At 52.6% G+C, this 18243-nt stretch carries 19 protein-coding genes; 11 read left to right on the forward strand and 8 right to left on the reverse strand.

The features are described 5' to 3' along the window. Window positions 1-108: 108 nt before the first annotated feature. Together EPYR_RS08100 and pabB are read right to left on the reverse strand one after the other, a co-directional pair. Window positions 109-690, reverse strand: coding sequence for a CoA pyrophosphatase (locus EPYR_RS08100; RefSeq protein WP_012667914.1), 582 nt, complete (start codon window positions 688-690; stop codon window positions 109-111). Then, the gene (pabB, locus tag EPYR_RS08105; RefSeq protein WP_012667915.1) at window positions 680-2047 is read right to left on the reverse strand and encodes an aminodeoxychorismate synthase component 1; all 1368 of its coding nucleotides are present in this window, start codon (window positions 2045-2047) and stop codon (window positions 680-682) included. Before pabB ends, EPYR_RS08100 begins: the two co-directional genes overlap by 11 nt. A gap of 114 nt (window positions 2048-2161) precedes the next feature. On the opposite strand from pabB, the gene EPYR_RS08110 reads away from it, so the two are divergent. Further along, window positions 2162-2389 carry a YoaH family protein gene (locus EPYR_RS08110; protein WP_012667916.1) on the forward strand — a complete coding sequence of 76 codons (228 nt, stop codon included), beginning with the start codon at window positions 2162-2164 and terminating at the stop codon, window positions 2387-2389. 41 nt (window positions 2390-2430) lie between these two features. Here the strand turns inward: EPYR_RS08110 and EPYR_RS08115 are convergent, their stop codons facing one another. After that, on the reverse strand, window positions 2431-2775 hold the full coding sequence (locus EPYR_RS08115) for a RidA family protein (protein ID WP_012667917.1): 345 nt from the start codon (window positions 2773-2775) through the stop codon (window positions 2431-2433). Between the two features lie 132 nt (window positions 2776-2907). Here EPYR_RS08115 and EPYR_RS08120 point away from each other — a divergent pair, with 132 nt between their 5' ends. From EPYR_RS08120 to rnd, 5 genes are all read left to right on the forward strand, one after another. Then, window positions 2908-4818 carry an ATP-dependent DNA helicase gene (locus EPYR_RS08120; protein ID WP_012667918.1) on the forward strand — a complete coding sequence of 637 codons (1911 nt, stop codon included), beginning with the start codon at window positions 2908-2910 and terminating at the stop codon, window positions 4816-4818. A gap of 61 nt (window positions 4819-4879) precedes the next feature. Then, a complete protein-coding gene (tsaB, locus tag EPYR_RS08125) occupies window positions 4880-5581 on the forward strand; it encodes a tRNA (adenosine(37)-N6)-threonylcarbamoyltransferase complex dimerization subunit type 1 TsaB (protein ID WP_012667919.1) in 702 nt (233 codons plus the stop codon). A gap of 57 nt (window positions 5582-5638) precedes the next feature. After that, on the forward strand, window positions 5639-6232 hold the full coding sequence (locus EPYR_RS08130) for a Slp/YeaY family lipoprotein (RefSeq protein ID WP_012667920.1): 594 nt from the start codon (window positions 5639-5641) through the stop codon (window positions 6230-6232). A 204-nt stretch (window positions 6233-6436) separates the two neighbouring features. Further along, window positions 6437-8122 carry a long-chain-fatty-acid--CoA ligase FadD gene (fadD, locus tag EPYR_RS08135; RefSeq protein WP_148217834.1) on the forward strand — a complete coding sequence of 562 codons (1686 nt, stop codon included), beginning with the start codon at window positions 6437-6439 and terminating at the stop codon, window positions 8120-8122. A 122-nt stretch (window positions 8123-8244) separates the two neighbouring features. Next, the gene (gene rnd, locus EPYR_RS08140; protein WP_012667922.1) at window positions 8245-9354 is read left to right on the forward strand and encodes a ribonuclease D; all 1110 of its coding nucleotides are present in this window, start codon (window positions 8245-8247) and stop codon (window positions 9352-9354) included. A gap of 52 nt (window positions 9355-9406) precedes the next feature. Here rnd and minE read toward each other — a convergent pair whose 3' ends face one another. From minE to minC, 3 genes are read right to left on the reverse strand one after another with little or no spacing between them, the layout of a single operon-like run. Beyond that, window positions 9407-9682, reverse strand: coding sequence for a cell division topological specificity factor MinE (gene minE, locus EPYR_RS08145; protein ID WP_012667923.1), 276 nt, complete (start codon window positions 9680-9682; stop codon window positions 9407-9409). A gap of 3 nt (window positions 9683-9685) precedes the next feature. Further along, window positions 9686-10498, reverse strand: a complete 813-nt coding sequence (minD, locus tag EPYR_RS08150) for a septum site-determining protein MinD (RefSeq protein ID WP_012667924.1) — start codon at window positions 10496-10498, stop codon at window positions 9686-9688. 41 nt (window positions 10499-10539) lie between these two features. Next, the gene (gene minC, locus EPYR_RS08155; RefSeq protein ID WP_012667925.1) at window positions 10540-11232 is read right to left on the reverse strand and encodes a septum site-determining protein MinC; all 693 of its coding nucleotides are present in this window, start codon (window positions 11230-11232) and stop codon (window positions 10540-10542) included. Between the two features lie 154 nt (window positions 11233-11386). Here minC and EPYR_RS08160 point away from each other — a divergent pair, with 154 nt between their 5' ends. The 3 genes from EPYR_RS08160 to EPYR_RS08170 all read left to right on the forward strand — a co-directional run bounded on the left by EPYR_RS08160 (window position 11387) and on the right by EPYR_RS08170 (window position 13149). Further along, on the forward strand, window positions 11387-11662 hold the full coding sequence (locus tag EPYR_RS08160) for a YcgL domain-containing protein (protein ID WP_012667926.1): 276 nt from the start codon (window positions 11387-11389) through the stop codon (window positions 11660-11662). 314 nt (window positions 11663-11976) lie between these two features. Then, on the forward strand, window positions 11977-12636 hold the full coding sequence (locus tag EPYR_RS08165) for a fumarylacetoacetate hydrolase family protein (protein ID WP_012667927.1): 660 nt from the start codon (window positions 11977-11979) through the stop codon (window positions 12634-12636). 63 nt (window positions 12637-12699) lie between these two features. Continuing rightward, window positions 12700-13149 carry a YcgN family cysteine cluster protein gene (locus EPYR_RS08170; protein WP_012667928.1) on the forward strand — a complete coding sequence of 150 codons (450 nt, stop codon included), beginning with the start codon at window positions 12700-12702 and terminating at the stop codon, window positions 13147-13149. A 93-nt stretch (window positions 13150-13242) separates the two neighbouring features. On the opposite strand, the gene dsbB is transcribed toward EPYR_RS08170, so the two are convergent. Then, window positions 13243-13773, reverse strand: a complete 531-nt coding sequence (dsbB, locus tag EPYR_RS08175) for a disulfide bond formation protein DsbB (protein ID WP_012667929.1) — start codon at window positions 13771-13773, stop codon at window positions 13243-13245. A gap of 302 nt (window positions 13774-14075) precedes the next feature. On the opposite strand from dsbB, the gene fadR reads away from it, so the two are divergent. After that, window positions 14076-14792: a fatty acid metabolism transcriptional regulator FadR gene (gene fadR, locus EPYR_RS08180; protein ID WP_012667930.1), complete on the forward strand. Its 717-nt coding sequence runs from the start codon at window positions 14076-14078 to the stop codon at window positions 14790-14792. A 97-nt stretch (window positions 14793-14889) separates the two neighbouring features. Here the strand turns inward: fadR and EPYR_RS08185 are convergent, their stop codons facing one another. Then, window positions 14890-16428, reverse strand: a complete 1539-nt coding sequence (locus EPYR_RS08185; protein ID WP_012667931.1) for a SpoVR family protein — start codon at window positions 16426-16428, stop codon at window positions 14890-14892. A gap of 509 nt (window positions 16429-16937) precedes the next feature. On the opposite strand from EPYR_RS08185, the gene EPYR_RS08190 reads away from it, so the two are divergent. Further along, window positions 16938-18239 (forward strand): D-amino acid dehydrogenase, encoded by a 1302-nt coding sequence (locus EPYR_RS08190; protein ID WP_012667932.1) that lies wholly within the window; start codon window positions 16938-16940, stop codon window positions 18237-18239. The last annotated feature ends 4 nt before the right edge of the window (window positions 18240-18243 follow it).

Here is an 18243-nt window from a genome sequence, read left to right on the forward strand (position 1 = left end):
ATGAAATCACACCACATTGCAGTGATTAGGATCGATATCAAGCCAAATTCTGGCGAAAAGAAATGTAAAAAAACGGTTATCTCCGTATATGGCGACATTTTGTTTGCCTTATGCGCTGTTTGCCACCTGCAGGCTAAGCTGGCGGATAATTCCGGCGGTCATGCCCCAGATGAAATAGTCGTCATACCATGAGAGCCACACGCGATGAAGTTGCCCCGCGCGCTTAAAATCAAGTGGCGTATAGCGGCTAAGACGCAGCGCCTCTGCCAGCGGCATCTCGAACACCGATTCAACTTCGCCTTCGTTCGGCTGCCAGCAAATATCGGCAGGCAATAAGCCGACGACCGGGGTAACCTGAAAGCCGGTGCTGCTGGTCACCGGCGGCAGAACGCCGATCACCCTTACCGCCTCCGGAGGAATAGCCACCTCTTCTTGCGCTTCCCGCAGGGCGGTGGCGATCGGGGAACTGTCGAGGGCGTCTCTCACGCCACCCGGAAAGGCGACCTGACCGGCATGTTGACGCAGCGTGGCGGCTCGTCGCGTCAACAATAAGGTTGGTGCGGCATGTGCGATCACTGGCACTAATACCGCCGCCTGTCGCCGGGGTAAGTGGCTGTGCTCTTGCGTAGCAGGAGGTTGTAACAGAAAGCGCGTCAGGAAGCGTTCCAGAAGGGTATGTTCAGGATTCATCGGCACCCGCTTCCAGACAGGGCAGAATGCGGTTCACCTTATCAAAGGTTTCCTGATACTCCGCCGCTTCATCGCTGTCGGCGACGATCCCCCCTCCGGCCGCGCAGTACAGCGTGCCGCGTTCGGCAATCAGCGTGCGAATAGTAATGCTGGTATCCATGCGCCCACAGACGCTAAGGTAGCCGATGCTGCCGCACCAGGCATTGCGGCGTTGTGGTTCAAGCTCTTCAATAATCTCCATCGACCTGACCTTAGGCGCACCGGTGATCGAGCCGCCGGGAAAGCAGGCGCGCAGTAAATCGCAGGCGGTAAGTCCGGACTTCAGCTCGGCGGTAATAGTACTGACAAGGTGATGCACCGCCGGGAATGGCTCCACCACGAACAGTTCGGGAACCTCTACGCTGCCCGGTGTCGCCACCCGGCCGATATCATTACGCAGCAGGTCAACAATCATCAGATTTTCACTGCGGTCTTTCGGCGACTGCGCCAGCTTTTCTCCCTGCCGGCGGTCGGCATCAGGATCGGCAAAGCGGGGCAGGGTTCCCTTGATCGGCCGGGTTTCAATCCGTTGCCGCTCAAGTTTAATGAAGCGTTCGGGAGACAGGCTGAGGATGGCGCTGTCGGGCAAACGCAAAAATGCGCTGAACGGAGCGCGGTTAGCCTTACACAGCCTGCAAAATGCCTGCCATTCATCGCCGTGGTACGTCGCGGCAAAACGCTGTGCCAGATTAACCTGATAACAGTCGCCAGCCAGCAGCCATTGCTGAACCTGACGGAATTTTTCCCCATACTCCGTGCGTGACATATTCGCCTGCCAGCGGCTGGTGAGGCGAAAAGGTTCCGGCAGTAGCGGGCGTTGCGCTTCCAGCCAGCTCAGTTTGCTTGCGGCATCACCGTGCACGACAAGGGTCAGCGTTCGGCGATGGTGGTCAGCGATCAGCGCCCAGTCATAGATCCCGACAGCCATATCCGGCGTTGTGAGCTGTTGTTCTGCACTGACGGGCAATTTCTCGAAGCGGCGTCCAAGATCGTAACCAAACAGCCCCAGCGCACCGCCCTGAAAAGGAAAATCGTCGTCAGGCACGGCCTGCAAACCGCAATTTTCCAGCTGCTGCTGCAGGAGTGCCAGCGGATCGGCGCTGCTGGTCATAAAGTGGCCATCCGCTGCTATTTCCGTTTGCTCACCGCGTGTTGTCAGCGTGACACGCGGCCCGGCGACCAGGATATCAAAGCGATTGTCGTGGTGATCGGCAAATCCCGAATGGAGTAGCATCGCCCATGGCAGATGAGCGAGAGCGGCGAACTGATGCTCAACGGCATCGGGCGCATAAGTCAGAGAATGATAAACAGGTGACATGATTCTTCAGCAGCCAGTACATTACAGAAGCTAAGCCTGACATATTTTTATCCCACTGGCATCTCTTTGTCACCCGTGAAATAATCCGTGGTGTAAACCACCCAGGAGTTAACTATGTTCACAGGATTACCCGCGTTGTCATATGAACAGCAGCAACAGGCTGTAGAACGCATTCAGCAACTGATGGCCGAAGGAATGAGTAGCGGTGAGGCAATCGGCACGGTGGCGGCGGAAATCCGTGAGAATCATACCGGTGGTCATGTTGCCGTAATGTTCGACGAAGACGAAGAAGACTATATGGGCGACAACAACCACGACGAAGAAGAGCCGGAAGAAGAATAACCGATGGGCCAGCCCCTGCCACAGCGCGGCAGGGGGGCAAACTATTTTGCTGCAATAATCTTAATTTCCACCCGGTATTTCTCATCCATCAGATTTGCCTGCACGGTACAGCGTACCGGCGCGTTGCCCGGCGACACCCACGCATCCCAGGCACGATTCATCGCCGCAAAATCTTCTTTGTGTACCAGAAACAGGGTTGCGTCCAGGATCTTGCTTTTATCTGAGCCAACACGCGTGAGCAGCTTATCGATTGTCGCCAGCGCATTTGCCGTCTGCGCCTCAGCGTCCTCATCCAGATTATCGGGCACGCTGGTGTAGTAGACCGTGTCATTGTGTACTACCGCTTCGGACATGCGGTGTTCCGGGTCGATGCGTTCAATGGTCATACTGGTTCCTTTTCATCTCCACTAAAAACCGCATCAGACTGGCACAGATTGGTGTGGCCTGTCACCTAAAGGGTGGAGTGTGCAGGCAGATACTGACATAATTACAGTCGTTTTTACCGCCCGTGAGGATATGTGACAGACGATTTTGCAGCAGATGGCGCCCTGGCGCAGGCAATACCCGGCTTCAGGCCGCGTGAACCTCAGCGCGAGATGGCCACGGCGGTGGCTCGTGCCATCGAAAATAAAGGCGAGCTGGTGGTTGAAGCGGGAACCGGCACTGGAAAAACCTATGCTTACCTTGCTCCGGCTTTGCGCTCCGGGAAAAAAGTGATCGTCTCTACCGGTTCCAAGGCGTTGCAGGATCAGCTATACAGCCGCGATTTGCCTACGGTGGCAAAAGCGCTGAAATTCAAGGGTAGCATGGCTCTGCTTAAAGGGCGCTCTAATTATCTGTGCCTGGAGCGGTTGGAGCAGCAATCGATGGCGGGCGGTGAGCTGGCGGTGCAGGCGATGAGCGACCTGGTGCATCTGCGCGGCTGGTCAAATGAAACCGTCGACGGCGATATCAGCACCTGTGGCGGAGTAGCAGAAGACAGCATCATCTGGCCGCTGGTGACCAGCACCAATGATAATTGCCTCGGCAGCGACTGCCCACAATATAAAGATTGCTTTGTGGTGAAAGCCCGTCGTAAGGCAATGGATGCCGATATGGTGGTGGTTAATCACCATCTTTTCCTTGCCGATATGGTGGTAAAGGAGGGCGGGTTTGCCGAGCTGATCCCAGATGCTGATGTGATGATCTTCGATGAAGCCCATCAGGTGCCGGATATTGCCAGCCAGTATTTCGGCCAGCAGTTATCGAGCCGCCAGCTGCTCGATCTGGCGAAAGACATCACCATTGCGTACCGCACCGAAATTCGTGATGTACAACAGCTGCAAAAGGCCGCCGACCGCCTGGCGCAAAGCGCTCAGGATTTTCGACTGTCGTTGGGCGACCCCGGCTTTCGCGGCAATCTGCGCGACCTGCTGCGCGATGCACCTATCCAGCGCGCGCTGTTGCTGCTCGATGACGCGCTGGAGCTGTGTTATGACGTGGCTAAACTCTCCCTCGGCCGTTCCGCACTGCTGGATGCGGCGTTTGAACGTGCTGCGCTATATCGCGGGCGTTTGAAACGGTTGAAGGATGTCAGCCAGCCAGGCTTCAGCTATTGGTATGAATGTAACTCGCGCCATTTTGTGCTGGCGCTGACGCCACTGTCGGTGTCAGATCGTTTCCGTGAAGTGATGGATGAGCGCCCCGCCAGCTGGATCTTCACCTCGGCGACGCTGGCGGTGAATGAACAGATGACCCATTTTGTTGAGCGTCTCGGCGTAGGCGGGGCAGAAGCGTTGATCCTCACCAGCCCGTTTGACTTTGCCAGCCAGGCCCTGCTGTGCGTGCCGCGTCACCTGCCATCGCCTAATCAGCCCGGCGGCGCACGTCAGCTGGCGCATATGTTACGGCCGTTAATCGAGGCAAATAACGGCCGCTGCTTTTTCCTTTGTACATCTCACCAGGTCATGCGCGATTTAGCGGCCGAGTTCCGCGCTACGCTGACCCTGCCAGTCCTGTTACAGGGAGAAACCAGCAAAGGCCAACTGCTGAAACAGTTTGTGACGGCAGGCAATGCGTTGCTGGTGGCGACCAGCAGCTTCTGGGAGGGGGTGGACGTGCGTGGTGATGCACTGTCGCTGGTGATTATCGATAAGCTGCCGTTTACCTCTCCCGACGACCCACTGTTAAAAGCGCGCATGGAAGACTGCAAGGTACGCGGCGGCGATCCCTTTGCGGAGGTTCAGCTGCCGGATGCGGTGATTACCCTGAAGCAGGGGGTTGGTCGTCTGATCCGCGATGTGAATGACCGGGGCGTATTGGTGATTTGCGATAATCGTCTGGTCATGCGCCCTTACGGTGCGGTATTCGTTAACAGCCTGCCGCCAACGCCGCGCACCCGCGATTTGCAAAAAGCCGTGGATTTTCTCAAAGCCAGCGGGCAGCACTAATGAATGAAGGTAGCAATATGATATGCTACGCGCCCGAAAATTCCTTACCCTTGAGGTGGCTATGTCCACGCGAATATTAGCGATTGATACGGCGACAGAGGCCTGTTCGGTCGCACTATTGAATAATCAGCATCAGCTGGCCCATTTCGAGCTTTGCACCCGTGAACATACGCAACGCATCCTTCCGCTGGTACAGCAGCTGTTGCAGGAGGGCGGGGTGGCGTTAAACGAGCTGGATGCACTGGCCTTTGGTCGCGGCCCCGGCAGCTTTACCGGCGTGCGAATTGGTATTGGTATCGCTCAGGGGTTAGCGTTGGGCGCCGGGCTACCCTTAATCGGCATTTCAACCCTGAAAACGATGGCGCAAAGCGCATGGCGGCAACAGGGTGCAACCCGCGTGCTGGCAACGATTGATGCGCGTATGGGGGAAGTCTATTGGGCAGAATATCAGCGTGATGAGCAGGGCATCTGGCACGGCGAAGAGACTGAAGCGGTACTGAAACCTGAGGCCGCAGTGCAACGTATGGCGGCGCTGAGCGGCCAGTGGGCCTGCGTCGGTACGGGCTGGAAAGCCTGGCCGCAGATAGCCGGGTTCGACAGGCTCGATCTGGTGATGACGGCAGTTGAGCTTCCGTGCGCCGAAGACATGCTTCCGCTTGCGCAGCAGGCGCTGTCAGAAGGATTAACGTTGGCCCCTGAGCACGCGGAACCCACATACTTACGTAACGATGTCGCATGGAAAAAATTACCCGGGCGTGACTAAGCCTCAGCAACTATTTAACAAATGCGCAGTCCAAGTAGCAAAACCAGAGGAATTTTTATGCGTAAAACAAAGTTGTGGCAGTTCAGTGGCTTGTTGCTTGTCTCGCTGTTGCTAAACGGTTGCATAACGGTGCCGGATTCGATTAAAGGTACGACCGCCACACCGCAGCAGGATCTGGTGCGGGTGCTGGCTGCCCCGCAGCTGTATACCGGTCAGGAATCACGTTTTGGTGGCAAGGTCATCAAAGTGGATAACCGCAAGGGTAAGACCCGCCTCGAAATCGCGGCCATGCCGCTTGATGAAGGTGCCAGACCGATACTCGGCTCGCCGTCTTTAGGGCGCATTTATGCGGATGTCAATGGCTTTATTGACCCGGTAGATTTTAGCGATCGGATGGTCACCGTGGTTGGCCCCATCAGCGGCGTTGAAAAAGGCAAAATTGGTGATGCACAATACACCTTCCTGATCGTCAACGTTACCGGCTACCAGCGCTGGCACCCCAGCCAGCAAATTATTGCGCCAGCACCCATTGACCCATGGATTTGGTATGGCCCGGATTATGGCCATCATCGTGGCGGATATTGGGGGCCTGCTCCCTGGGGCTACTACAACCCTGGTCCGGCTCGCGTGCAGACTATCCTCACTGAATAAGCGGTTCTGTCCATCACTTCACTGCATATCCGCACCACGGGTATGCCGTGTTAACGGTTTTTATTCACTTATAATTTAGTGATGGGCTTCGCAACCTGGCTGGAGAACGCGTAGCAAATGGGTGTAATGAGTTAAAGTAATGTTAACAAATGCTGGAAAATCGAGACTGCGATGACGTCCAATATCAAATTCCGAGGCAACTCTTTGCATAAGGTTTGGTTAAACCGATACCCCGTCGATGTACCGGCAGAGATTAATCCCGATCGTTACGGCTCGCTTATCGACCTGTTTGAACATGCCGCACTGCGTTACGCCAGGCAAACGGCGTTTATCAATATGGGGCAGAGCCTCTCTTTCAGCCATTTAGACACGCTTAGCCGTTCATTTGCGGCCTACCTGCAACAGGGGTTGGGTTTGCAGAAAGGCGATCGGGTGGCACTGATGATGCCCAATCTACTGCAATATCCGATCGCCCTGTTCGGTATACTGCGCGCCGGGATGGTCGTGGTAAACGTCAACCCGCTATATACCCCACGAGAACTCGAACATCAGCTGAAGGATAGCGGTGCCAGCGCCATTGTTATCTTAACCAATTTTGCCCATACGCTGGAAAGAGTAATGGCCAACAGCGGGGTAAAGCACGTTATCCTTACCAGCCCTGGCGACCAACTTTCAGCCGCAAAAGGGGCGCTGGTCAACTTTGTGGTTAAGTATATAAAAAAAATGGTGCCGACTTATCATCTGCCCGGGGCGGTCTCTTTTCGCCAGGCGCTGCGAAGTGGCGCACGGATGGAATACGCCAAACCGCACATTGTTAATGACGATTTGGCATTTTTGCAATATACCGGCGGTACTACTGGCGTGGCCAAAGGGGCGATGCTGACCCATCGCAATATGCAGGCTAATCTTGAGCAGACCAAAGCGACCTACGGTTCACTGCTGAAAGCGGGTGAAGAGACCGTAGTAACGGCATTGCCGCTTTACCATATCTTTGCCCTTACGGTGAACTGTTTGTTGTTTATGGAGCTGGGCGGAGCCAACCTGCTGATAACAAACCCACGCGATATTCCGGCTTTGGTCAAAGAGCTGGGCAGATATCCGTTCACGGCAATTACCGGTGTCAACACCCTGTTTAACGCGCTACTGAATGATGCGGCATTTAATCGGCTGGATTTCTCCTCGCTTAACCTGTCAGCAGGCGGCGGTATGGCCGTACAAAAAACGGTTGCCGAGCGTTGGGAGAAACTCACCGGGCACTATCTGCTGGAGGGCTATGGGCTAACGGAGTGTTCGCCGCTGGTATCGGTCAACCCTTATGATATTCAGCACCACAATGGCAGCATTGGTTTACCCGTGCCCTCTACCGATATTATGCTGGTCGATGACGCCGGAAACGAAACGGCCGCTGGAGAACCAGGCGAGCTGTGCATCAAAGGGCCTCAGGTCATGTCAGGATACTGGCAGCGCCAGCAGGATACCGAAGAAGTATTAAAAAATGGATGGCTTCGCAGCGGTGATATTGTTACCGTTGATGAGGAAGGTTTCCTGCGTATTGTCGATCGTAAAAAAGATATGATTCTGGTCTCCGGGTTTAACGTCTACCCGAATGAAATTGAAGATGTGTTGATGCTGCATCCTAAAGTGGGTGAAGCGGCAGCCATTGGCGTGCCGGATGATGTCGCCGGTGAAACGGTGAAAATCTGCGTAGTGAAGAAAGATGCTTCACTGACCGCAGATGAATTGATTGCCCACTGTAGAAATTATCTGACAGGCTACAAAGTTCCCAAAATTGTTGAATTCCGCAATCAGCTGCCAAAGACCAACGTGGGTAAAATCTTGCGACGCCAACTGCGCGAGGAAGTCACCAGTATGACGCAGCAGTCACGCTGATGCCCCTGAGGCGCTTGCCTTGACATACTATGCCGGGCCGCCCGGCATGTTTACTCTGCACTTACCATTGACCACCGCAACGACCCGGCCGGTGACGAGAGAATACTAACTTGAATTACACCATGATCACCACGAACGCAGCGCTTTCCGACGTTTGCCTGCGCGCGCGCCGGGTTCCGGCGCTGGCGCTGGACACTGAATTTGTTCGTACCCGTACTTACTACCCCCGTCTGGGGTTGATCCAGCTTTACGATGGAGAGACTATCTCTCTGATTGATCCACTTCCCATTACCGACTGGACTCCCTTCAGAGATCTGCTGTTGGATCAGCAGGTCATAAAATACCTGCATGCCGGGAGCGAGGATCTGGAAGTTTTTCAGCATGAATTTGGCGTGCTGCCGCAGCCAATGATTGATACGCAGATCCTCGCGGCATTTAGTGGGCGTCCCTTATCCTGCGGTTTTGCCACTATCGTTGAATCCTTTACCGGCATCGCGCTGGATAAAAGTGAATCGCGCACCGACTGGCTTGCACGACCATTGAGTGAAAAGCAGTGCCGGTATGCGGCTGCCGATGTGTTCTATTTACTGCCCATTGCCAGTAAGCTGGTAGACGAAACCGAAGCGGCAGGTCAGATGGCCGCTGCGCTTGATGAGTGTCGTTTGCTCTGTCAGCGCCGCACCAGCGTACTGAAACCACAAGAAGCCTACCGGGAAATCACTAACGCCTGGCAGTTACGCCCACAGCAGCTGGCGGCATTGCGCCTGATGGCCGCATGGCGACTGGAAATAGCGCGTGAAAAGGATATGGCGGTAAACTTTGTCGTTCGTGAAGAGAATCTGTGGAAGGTTGCACGCTTTATGCCCGGCACCCTGGGAGAACTGGATCACTTAGGGTTATCAGGGCAGGAGATTCGTTTTCACGGCAATGCGCTGTTGAAGATGGTTGCCAAGGCGAAGGCGTTGGAGGAGGAACAGTTACCGCCACCTGTAGCCAACCTTATTGACTATCCACGTTATAAGCAGATATTTAAGAGCCTTAAAGAACTGGTAGCCGAAACGGCGGAGCGTCACGGCGTCAGTCAGGAGCTGTTAGCATCAAGGCGTCAGATAAATCAGCTATTAAACTGGCACTGGCAACTCAAACCTCAGCAGGGGAAACCTGAACTGGTTGACGGCTGGCGTGGCGTTCTGTTGGACGCAGGTATTGCCGAGATCCTCGCGGCAGACTGATTAAACAAACATCCCCCTGCACAGGCAGGGGGATGTTATGAGCAGGAAGAGATCATTTATGCATTTCTTCCGCTTCTGTTTCAGGCAGCGTGACGTTCAACTCCAGAATGGAAATATCATCATCTTTTTGATCCAGCTTTACGCTCAACATGTCTGGATCAATTTTCACGTATTTACAAATCACTTCCAAAATGTCCCTTTTCAGCTGGGGCAGGTAGTGGGGCTCGCAGTCGCCCCTTCTGCGTTCCGCCACGATGATCTGTAGCCGTTCCTTGGCTATATTGGCTGTGCTCTTTTTTCGGGATAAAAAGAAATCGAGTAAGGCCATGGTTTATCCCCCAAACAGGCGTTTCAGGAAACCCTTCTTCTCTTCTTCAATGAAGCGGAAGGGACGATCTTCTCCAAGCAGGCGGTCGACGGTATCAGCGTAAGCTTTACCTGCATCTGATTCAGCATCAAGGATAACCGGCTCCCCCTGGTTCGATGCGCGTAACACTGACTGGTCTTCAGGAATGACGCCAGCCAGAGGAATACGCAGTATCTCCAACACGTCTTCCATGCTGAGCATGTCACCACGATTGACCCGGCCCGGATTATAACGCGTCAGTAACAGATGCTCTTTAATCGCCTCTTCCCCGTTCTCTGCCCGACGGGACTTGGAAGACAGAATGCCCAGGATGCGGTCAGAGTCACGTACCGAAGAGACTTCCGGATTAGTGGTGATAATGGCCTCATCAGCAAAATAAAGCGCCATCAGCGCACCCGTTTCGATTCCGGCTGGTGAGTCGCAAACGATGAAGTCGAAATCCATTTTGCCAAGATCGTTTAATACTTTCTCCACGCCATCCCGGGTCAGCGCGTCTTTATCGCGGGTCTGCGATGCAGGAAGAATAAAGAGATTCTCTGTGCGTTTGTCTTTGATCAGTGCTTGATTGAGAGTGGCATCGCCCTGAATCACGTTCACAAAGTCATAGACGACGCGGCGCTCACAGCCCATGATCAGATCGAGGTTACGCAGACCGATATCAAAATCGATAACAACGGTTTTTTTACCTTTCTGTGCCAGACCGGTAGCGATGGCCGCGCTGGACGTAGTTTTACCTACGCCTCCCTTACCCGATGTAACAACAATTATGCGTGCCATATAGTAATTTCCTTGAAAAAGAAAAAGCTGTTGAGCATGGCTCAGTTCAATGTCTGTATAGTCAATGCGCCGTCTTTAAGACAAAGACGCGACGCTTTGCCGAAATACTCAGCCGGGATCTGGTCCATAATCCAGTAATTCCCGGCAATAGATACCAGCTCTGCGGTTAAACTGGTACAAAAAATCTGACAATTCTTATCGCCACTTGCTCCAGCCAGAGCGCGTCCGCGCAACATGCCATAAATATGAATGTTGCCGTCAGCAATCAGTTCAGCGCCCGCACTGACACTGTTGGTGACAATAAGATCGCAATCTTTAGCGTAAATTTGCTGGCCGGAACGTACGGGAGAAGAAATAAGCCGCGTTTTAACCACCGCCAGCTCAGTCGAAGTGGCTACAGGGGGAATATCGATGTTATTTTTGTGCTCTTTGCCTTCATTTAGCACCGGCAGGCCAGAACGCGTGATGATGCGCTTTAGCTGTTCATCTTTGCAGCCGCTAATGCCAACAATGAACAAGCCGGACTCCAGAATGGCCTGCTGCATCTGCCGCCAATTTACTTCACTGGTCAGGTTTGCAACATTGACTACCACTGGCGCGTTTTTCAGAAAAGCAGGCGCCTGACTGACCTTTTCCTCAAGTGCTTTGCGCACGATTGCGGGGTCGGTATGATGTAAATGAATAACCGACAGCGTAAAATTGCTGCCTTTCAACTCGATTGACGATTGTGACATCTGTCCCGCTTTGTCCTGTTATTTCTCATCCCGGACAAATTTACGCCACTTTATGGCGTAACACCCAGCCAGGTAATATTTAGAAGTTCTGCAAGCATGTTATAGTTACTGTTATATTCAGGCAAGCCAACATCGGTTTAATTCGAGTAAAAACATGTTTTGTGTGATCTATAGAAGTCCTCAACGTGACCAAACCTATCTTTATGTAGAGAAAAAAGACGATTTTTCTCGCGTACCCGAAGCCCTACTCAAGGGGTTCGGAAAACCCAGACTGGCGATGATACTGCCGCTTGACGGCAGCAAAAAGCTGGTAGGTGCAGACATTGAAAAAGTGAAAACGGCGCTACAAGATGATGGCTTTTATTTACAGTTACCGCCGCCGCCAGAGAGCTTGCTTAAGATACATCTTAATGGCGTGGTAAAAGATTAGTTAGGAATTATCTGTGTCCCTGTCTCCGCCGAGATCAAATAACGCTTTCTTATTAAATTCAAAATTTGCCGGCGGGTATAGCAATTAATGAGTGGCAGCCCGAAGCTGCCCTCTTTGTGTATGACTGACCTAAGCCTGATGCCGGGCTGTAATGTTGGCGCATTTCATCGCAATTTCCGTTCAGTACATTCGGAGTAATGACTGAAGCGAATATCCTTAAGGCACGGGATTGCGTCTGACCTGTCACCAGGGCATGCTTCAAATTCGCGTCGGTATCAAGCCGGCAGTGTTTATCAAACAGGCAGGGGAACAGCATGTATCAGCACCATAACTGGCAGGGCGCATTGTTGGATTTTCCGGTAAGCAAAGTGGTTTGCGTTGGCAGTAACTATGCGAAACACATCGAAGAGATGGGAGGTGCCATCCCGTCTGAGCCAGTACTGTTTATCAAGCCGGAAACGGCGATTTGCGATCTCCGCCAGCCACTGTCTGTTCCGCAGGGTCTCGGTGCCGTACATCACGAAATTGAACTTGCGGTGCTCATAGGCTCTACGCTTAAACAGGCAAGTGAACAGCATGTTGCGCAGGCAATTGCAGGTTATGGTATCGCGCTCGATCTCACCCTTCGTGAGGTGCAGGCCGGATGTAAGCAGGCCGGGCAGCCATGGGAAAAGGCCAAAGGGTTTGATAACTCTTGCCCGATGTCAGGCTTTATCCCGGTAAGCGAGTTTCAAGACGATCCCCAGAACGTAGAGCTGAAACTGACTGTTAATGGCGAAGTTCGTCAGCAGGGGAGGACCGCCGGGATGATCCACAAGATCCTGCCGTTAATTGTCTATATGAGTCGCTATTTCACCTTGCGCGCCGGTGACGTTATCCTAACCGGAACGCCGGAGGGCGTTGGCCCGATGCAGTCTGGTGACAAACTGGCGCTTTCTCTGGGCGGGCGCACGGTATCAACCCGCGTGCTGTAAAGCTTGCATCTTACGCCCAAACCCCTTATAAGGTGCGGGTTTTTACTTTTACCGGACGCGAACATGACTGAGAACCCTTTCTGGCAGCGTAAAACGCTGGAACAAATGAGCGATGAGGAATGGGAATCCTTATGTGATGGTTGTGGTCAATGCTGTCTGAATAAATTGCAGGACGCTGACACAGATGAGATCTACTTCACCAACGTGGCCTGCAACCAGCTCAATATTAAAACCTGCCAGTGCCGTCATTATGAGCAGCGTTTCGAATTAGAAGAGGATTGCATTAAGCTTACCCGGGAAAATTTGCCGACTTTCCAGTGGCTGCCGCCAAGTTGTGCTTATCGCGTTCTCGCTGAAGGTAAGTCGTTGCCGCCCTGGCATCCGTTGCGCAGCGGATCGCGTGCGCACATGCATGCCGCGCGCATTTCAGTGCGCCACATCGCGGTGCATGAAAGCGAAGTTGTTGACTGGGAAGAGCACATTATCAACCGTCCACGCTGGTACGGTAAATAATTATTTCAATATACGGGGTTGGCACAGCAGCGGCAGAGCTTGTCACAGGAATGGGTAAAAACGAGGGCCAGTCATCGCTGGCCCTGATTGTCTTCAGCGCGAGAACAGATCGCGTCTTTTGGCGGTAAATGCCTGAGCGATCAGCACCAGTACGGCGACCAGCAGGTAGGCAGCGAAGACCCCCAACAACCACTGAGGCATAGAAAGCGTCAGAAACGACCAGGATTTCACCGCGCAGTCACCGCTGGCAACAAACACCGACGGTAACCATTTATCCAGTGGCAACCAGGAAGGGAAGCGAGCTGCAAAATCACAGGTGACAAACGGGGAGGGATGCAGCTGAATCATGGTGTGTTCCCTTGCCAGACGAAGGCCTTGCCACGCGCTGTAAAGCCATATCAGAATAGCTCCCCAGCGTAACGGGGTCTTTGGCGCAACGGCACCAACAAGAGCCGCTCCCATGATGCCAAACAGAGCACAGCGCTCATAAATACACATTACGCAGGGTGGAAGCTGCATAACATGTTGGAAATAAAGAGCGCTCATTTCCAGAGCAAAAGCGGTCAGGGCTAACAAAAGCCATGCTCCCCGGCCCTGAGAGCAGCGATTAAGGTATCTCAACATGAATCTGTCCGTGTAAGAGGCGTTTACCCGGCAGTTTAAACCAAAAGTGGCTGCGTGCCACCCTACCAGCAAGAAATATAGGCATGAAAAATACTTAAACAGTCCCACAGCAGCATTATTACCTGCATAAATACACTCACCCTGCGGACGAGTCATTGGGCAAGAGCCATCCTGATAAACAGAAATCTAGCTGATTTTTGCCTGCGATCTCCTTTTGGCTGCATGGCTGGCTAGGTGATGCCAGGGGCCTCTGCTATGATTGGTATAATTCTCAGTTATAAACGCAACGGAAATATAACGCTATGGTCATTAAGGCGCAGAGCCCGGCGGGTTTCGCGGAAGAGTATATTATTGAAAGCATCTGGAACAGTCGTTTCCCTCCGGGGTCGATTCTCCCCGCTGAACGCGAACTCTCCGAACTGATAGGCGTTACCCGAACCACGTTGCGTGAAGTTCTGCAGCGACTGGCGCGTGATGGATGGCTTACCATACAACATGGAAAGCCAACAAAAGTGAATAACTTTTGGGAAACCTCCGGCTTAAGTATTCTTGAAACGCTGGCGCGACTTGACCACGACAGCGTGCCACAGCTTATCGATAACCTGTTGTCCGTTCGTACCAATATCTCCTCAATCTTCATTCGCCGTGCTATTCGAACCTATCCGGATAAAGCGCGTGAGGTTCTGGAGACGGCAAGGCAGGTTGAAGACCATGCAGTGGCTTATACCGATCTCGACTACAGCATTTTTCGCGGGTTGGCGTTTGCCTCCGGCAATCCGATTTATGGCCTTATTATTAATGGGTTAAAGGGGCTGTACACTCGCGTAGGTCGTCACTACTTCTCGAATCCCGAGGCGCGCCGACAGGCTCAAACATTTTACCAGCAGTTGCTGAATATTCTGAATACTCAACAACATGAATTGATTGTTGACTGCGTCAGGGATTATGGCCGTCGAAGCGGTGAGATCTGGCACAGTATGCAGGTCAGTATGCCAACCGACATGCCACGGGGGAGCTGACGGTCGTGATGCAAAGTGCCTGAAGGGCGAGCAGCCAGCCACTCGCCCTTCAGTTGATCAGGTTTAGCCTGTCAGGTGCCGCCGTGAGACCGCCAGGTCAGATAACGGTTCCGAGGCGTGGAGGGCAGCGGTCAAGGATCTCAACGCTGCCATCTTCATTACGCTGTTCAAGCTTAACGTCAAAGCCCCACAGCCGATGCACATGTTTTAACACCTCACGTCGGCTGTTATCCAGAGGCGCCCGCTTGTGCGGCACATAACGCAACGTCAGCGATCGGTCACCACGTAAATCCACGTCATAGACCTGAATATTGGGTTCAAGATTGCTCAGGTTGTACTGATCGGAGAGCTGTTGGCGAATTTTCCTATAACCAGCTTCATCATGAATAGCCGCTATTTCCAGGAAGTTATTACGGTCGTCATCCATCACGGTAAACAGGCGTAAGTCGCGCATGACTTTTGGCGACAGGAACTGGCTGATAAAACTCTCATCTTTAAACTCGCGCATGGCGAAGTGCAGAGTATCCAGCCAGTCTGAACCCGCGATATCCGGGAACCAGTGGCGATCTTCTTCGGTAGGATGCTGGCAGATGCGTTTAATATCCTGAAACATGGCGAAACCCAACGCATAAGGGTTTATGCCGTTATACCACTGACTGTTATACGGTGGCTGGAATACGACGTTGGTATGACTGTGCAAAAACTCCAGCATAAAGCGCTCGGTCACTTTCCCTTCATCGTACAGATGGTTAAGGATCGTGTAATGCCAGAAGGTCGCCCAGCCCTCATTCATCACCTGAGTCTGTTTCTGTGGATAGAAATACTGGCTGACTTTGCGGACTATACGCAAGCATTCCCGCTGCCAGGGTTCGAGCAGGGGGGCATTTTTCTCCATGAAGTAGAGCAAGTTTTCCTGCGGCTCTGCCGGATAACGTGCGCTGGCTAAATGAGCTTCTTCATGTTCACGTCGCGGCAGGGTGCGCCACAGCATGTTCACCTGACTTTGCAGATACTCCTCACGGCTGTGTTGCCGCGCTTTCTCTTCCTGTAATGAAATTTTTTGCGGGCGTTTGTAGCGGTCAACGCCGTAATTCATCAGGGCATGGCAGGAGTCCAGCAAACGTTCCACCTGTTCAACACCATAACGCTCTTCACACTGTGATATGTAGTTTCGGGCGAAAATAAGATAATCGACGATCGAACCTGCATCGGTCCAGGTGCGGAAAAGGTAGTTGTTTTTAAAAAACGAGTTATGACCATAGCAGGCGTGCGCTATCACCAACGCCTGCATGGTCATGGTGTTCTCTTCCATCAGATAGGCGATACAGGGATTAGAGTTGATCACGATCTCATACGCCAGCCCCTGTTGGCCATGTTTATAGCGCTGCTCTGTTTCAATAAATTTCTTGCCGAATGACCAGTGAGCATAATTGATTGGCATACCGACGCTTGAATAGGCATCCATCATTTGCTCAGAGGTAATCAGCTCGATTTGGTGGGGATAGGTTTCCAGCCGGTAGGATTTGGCGACGCGGTCGATCTCCTTGAGGTAAACGTCAAGCAATTCAAAGGTCCAGTCCGGTCCGTCATTGAGTCGTTGATTGTCCTCAACCGGCAGATCAAAAAAGGTGGTCATAGCGCACTCCTTTATTTACAAAAGCGGATCGGGCAGTAAAAGATCCGTTTGCATATCGACCTGTCAGCTCAACATTAGCGCACCGACAAAGCCTTGAAGTAAACCCGTTCTCTCAATGATAGTTCACTGTCTCTAATCCCTCGCGATAAAACAATGGAAATTTTCGATAGAAAATAGAGCGCAAATAAAAAAAATAACGCCATAACAGGGTAAACGCACCCTCAATAAGTATTTTTAGCATAAAATCCTGTTTTATCTGAGCGATCTGATTTAGGTGTGAAAATGCTGACGATGACGCATTTATGCTGGATATAACACATTCCCTGCTTTGAAAAGCTTTCACGGAGTATTTAGCACTGAACTCGTTCAGCCATATTGTATTTTTTAGGCATTTTGGTAAAAAATAATTAGAAATTGCTGCTGAGATAACCTGCTCATTTTGGTTGTTTAATCCAATGTTAAGCGATCATTTCAGCATATTATTCTATTTTGCACTGAATGAGGTCGGTATGCGTGTTGTCATTCTGGGTAGTGGGGTGATTGGCGTGGCAAGTGCCTGGTATTTGGCCCAGGCCGGACATGAAGTCACGGTGATTGACCGTCAGCCTGCACCGGCGCTGGAAACCAGTGCCGGAAATGCCGGGCAAATATCGCCGGGATATGCGGCTCCCTGGGCAGCACCGGGCGTGCCGCTGAAAGCCATTAAATGGATGTTTCAGCGACACGCGCCATTAGCCATCCGTCTTGATGGCAGTCGATTCCAGCTGGAATGGATGTGGCAGATGCTGCGTAACTGCGATATGCGCCATTATCAGCAGAATAAAAGTCGTATGGTACGTATTGCAGAGTACAGTCGCGACTGCCTTAAAACGCTACGCCATCAGACCGGCATCTCCTATGAAGGTCGCCAGGGAGGAACACTGCAGCTGTTTCGTACCGCTCAGCAGTATGAGAGCGCGGCTAAAGATATCGAAGTGTTACGCGAGGCGGGCGTGCCTTATCAGCTGCTTGAAGCGGCGCAACTGAGCCAGGTCGAACCTGCGCTGGCGACCACACATCACAAGCTGACGGGAGGACTACGCTTACCCAACGATGAAACAGGTGACTGTCAGTTGTTTACTCAGCGTCTGGCGGAAATGGCGGTGGCCGCTGGTGTCAACTTCCGTTTCAATACGCCAGTCGATGCGTTGCTACAGGACGCCAACCGCATTGCAGGCGTGCAATGCGGCAGTGAGCGTATAACAGCAGATGCCTACGTCGTGGCACTTGGCTCCTTCTCTACCGGATTGCTGGATGATATCGTTAAACTCCCTGTCTATCCACTGAAGGGTTACTCGCTGACTATCCCCGTTAAAGATGCAACAGCGGCTCCGCTATCCACGGTGCTGGATGAGAGCTATAAAGTGGCAATTACCCGTTTTGACAATCGTATCCGTGTGGGCGGCATGGCTGAAATTGTCGGTTTCAATACGCAGCTGTTGCCTGCACGTCGCAGGACGTTGGAAATGGTCGTTCGCGATCTTTATCCACAAGGGGGCGATATTGGGCAGGCAACGTTCTGGAGTGGCCTGCGTCCGATGACCCCGGATGGCACACCCGTTGTTGGCCGTACCCCGTTGAAAAACCTGTATCTTAATACCGGTCATGGTACTCTTGGCTGGACCATGGCTTGCGGATCCGGGCAACTGTTGGCAGATATCATTTCCGGGCGCACGCCGGCTATTTCTGCTGACGATTTGTCGGTGATACGCTATCTGCCTGGCTTCAACCCTGCCCCCGTTCGTTCGCTGCACAGTGTCAATGTTCGTTAACTCA

Source organism: Erwinia pyrifoliae DSM 12163, from assembly GCF_000026985.1.
In the GTDB taxonomy this organism is placed as follows: domain Bacteria; phylum Pseudomonadota; class Gammaproteobacteria; order Enterobacterales; family Enterobacteriaceae; genus Erwinia; species Erwinia pyrifoliae.

What these genes read in the sequence shown, in the direction of transcription:
- EPYR_RS08170 (WP_012667928.1), top strand. Translation starts at nt 12,700, where the DNA reads ATGACTGAGAACCCTTTCTGGCAGCGTAAAACGCTGGAACAAATGAGC.
- fadR (WP_012667930.1), top strand. Translation starts at nt 14,076, where the DNA reads ATGGTCATTAAGGCGCAGAGCCCGGCGGGTTTCGCGGAAGAGTATATT.
- EPYR_RS08190 (WP_012667932.1), top strand. Translation starts at nt 16,938, where the DNA reads ATGCGTGTTGTCATTCTGGGTAGTGGGGTGATTGGCGTGGCAAGTGCC.
- tsaB (WP_012667919.1), top strand. Translation starts at nt 4,880, where the DNA reads ATGTCCACGCGAATATTAGCGATTGATACGGCGACAGAGGCCTGTTCG.
- EPYR_RS08160 (WP_012667926.1), top strand. Translation starts at nt 11,387, where the DNA reads ATGTTTTGTGTGATCTATAGAAGTCCTCAACGTGACCAAACCTATCTT.
- rnd (WP_012667922.1), top strand. Translation starts at nt 8,245, where the DNA reads ATGATCACCACGAACGCAGCGCTTTCCGACGTTTGCCTGCGCGCGCGC.
- EPYR_RS08100 (WP_012667914.1), bottom strand. Translation starts at nt 690, where the DNA reads ATGAATCCTGAACATACCCTTCTGGAACGCTTCCTGACGCGCTTTCTG.
- EPYR_RS08115 (WP_012667917.1), bottom strand. Translation starts at nt 2,775, where the DNA reads ATGACCATTGAACGCATCGACCCGGAACACCGCATGTCCGAAGCGGTA.
- minE (WP_012667923.1), bottom strand. Translation starts at nt 9,682, where the DNA reads ATGGCCTTACTCGATTTCTTTTTATCCCGAAAAAAGAGCACAGCCAAT.
- minC (WP_012667925.1), bottom strand. Translation starts at nt 11,232, where the DNA reads ATGTCACAATCGTCAATCGAGTTGAAAGGCAGCAATTTTACGCTGTCG.
- dsbB (WP_012667929.1), bottom strand. Translation starts at nt 13,773, where the DNA reads ATGTTGAGATACCTTAATCGCTGCTCTCAGGGCCGGGGAGCATGGCTT.
- EPYR_RS08110 (WP_012667916.1), top strand. Translation starts at nt 2,162, where the DNA reads ATGTTCACAGGATTACCCGCGTTGTCATATGAACAGCAGCAACAGGCT.
- EPYR_RS08130 (WP_012667920.1), top strand. Translation starts at nt 5,639, where the DNA reads ATGCGTAAAACAAAGTTGTGGCAGTTCAGTGGCTTGTTGCTTGTCTCG.
- EPYR_RS08165 (WP_012667927.1), top strand. Translation starts at nt 11,977, where the DNA reads ATGTATCAGCACCATAACTGGCAGGGCGCATTGTTGGATTTTCCGGTA.
- EPYR_RS08185 (WP_012667931.1), bottom strand. Translation starts at nt 16,428, where the DNA reads ATGACCACCTTTTTTGATCTGCCGGTTGAGGACAATCAACGACTCAAT.
- pabB (WP_012667915.1), bottom strand. Translation starts at nt 2,047, where the DNA reads ATGTCACCTGTTTATCATTCTCTGACTTATGCGCCCGATGCCGTTGAG.
- minD (WP_012667924.1), bottom strand. Translation starts at nt 10,498, where the DNA reads ATGGCACGCATAATTGTTGTTACATCGGGTAAGGGAGGCGTAGGTAAA.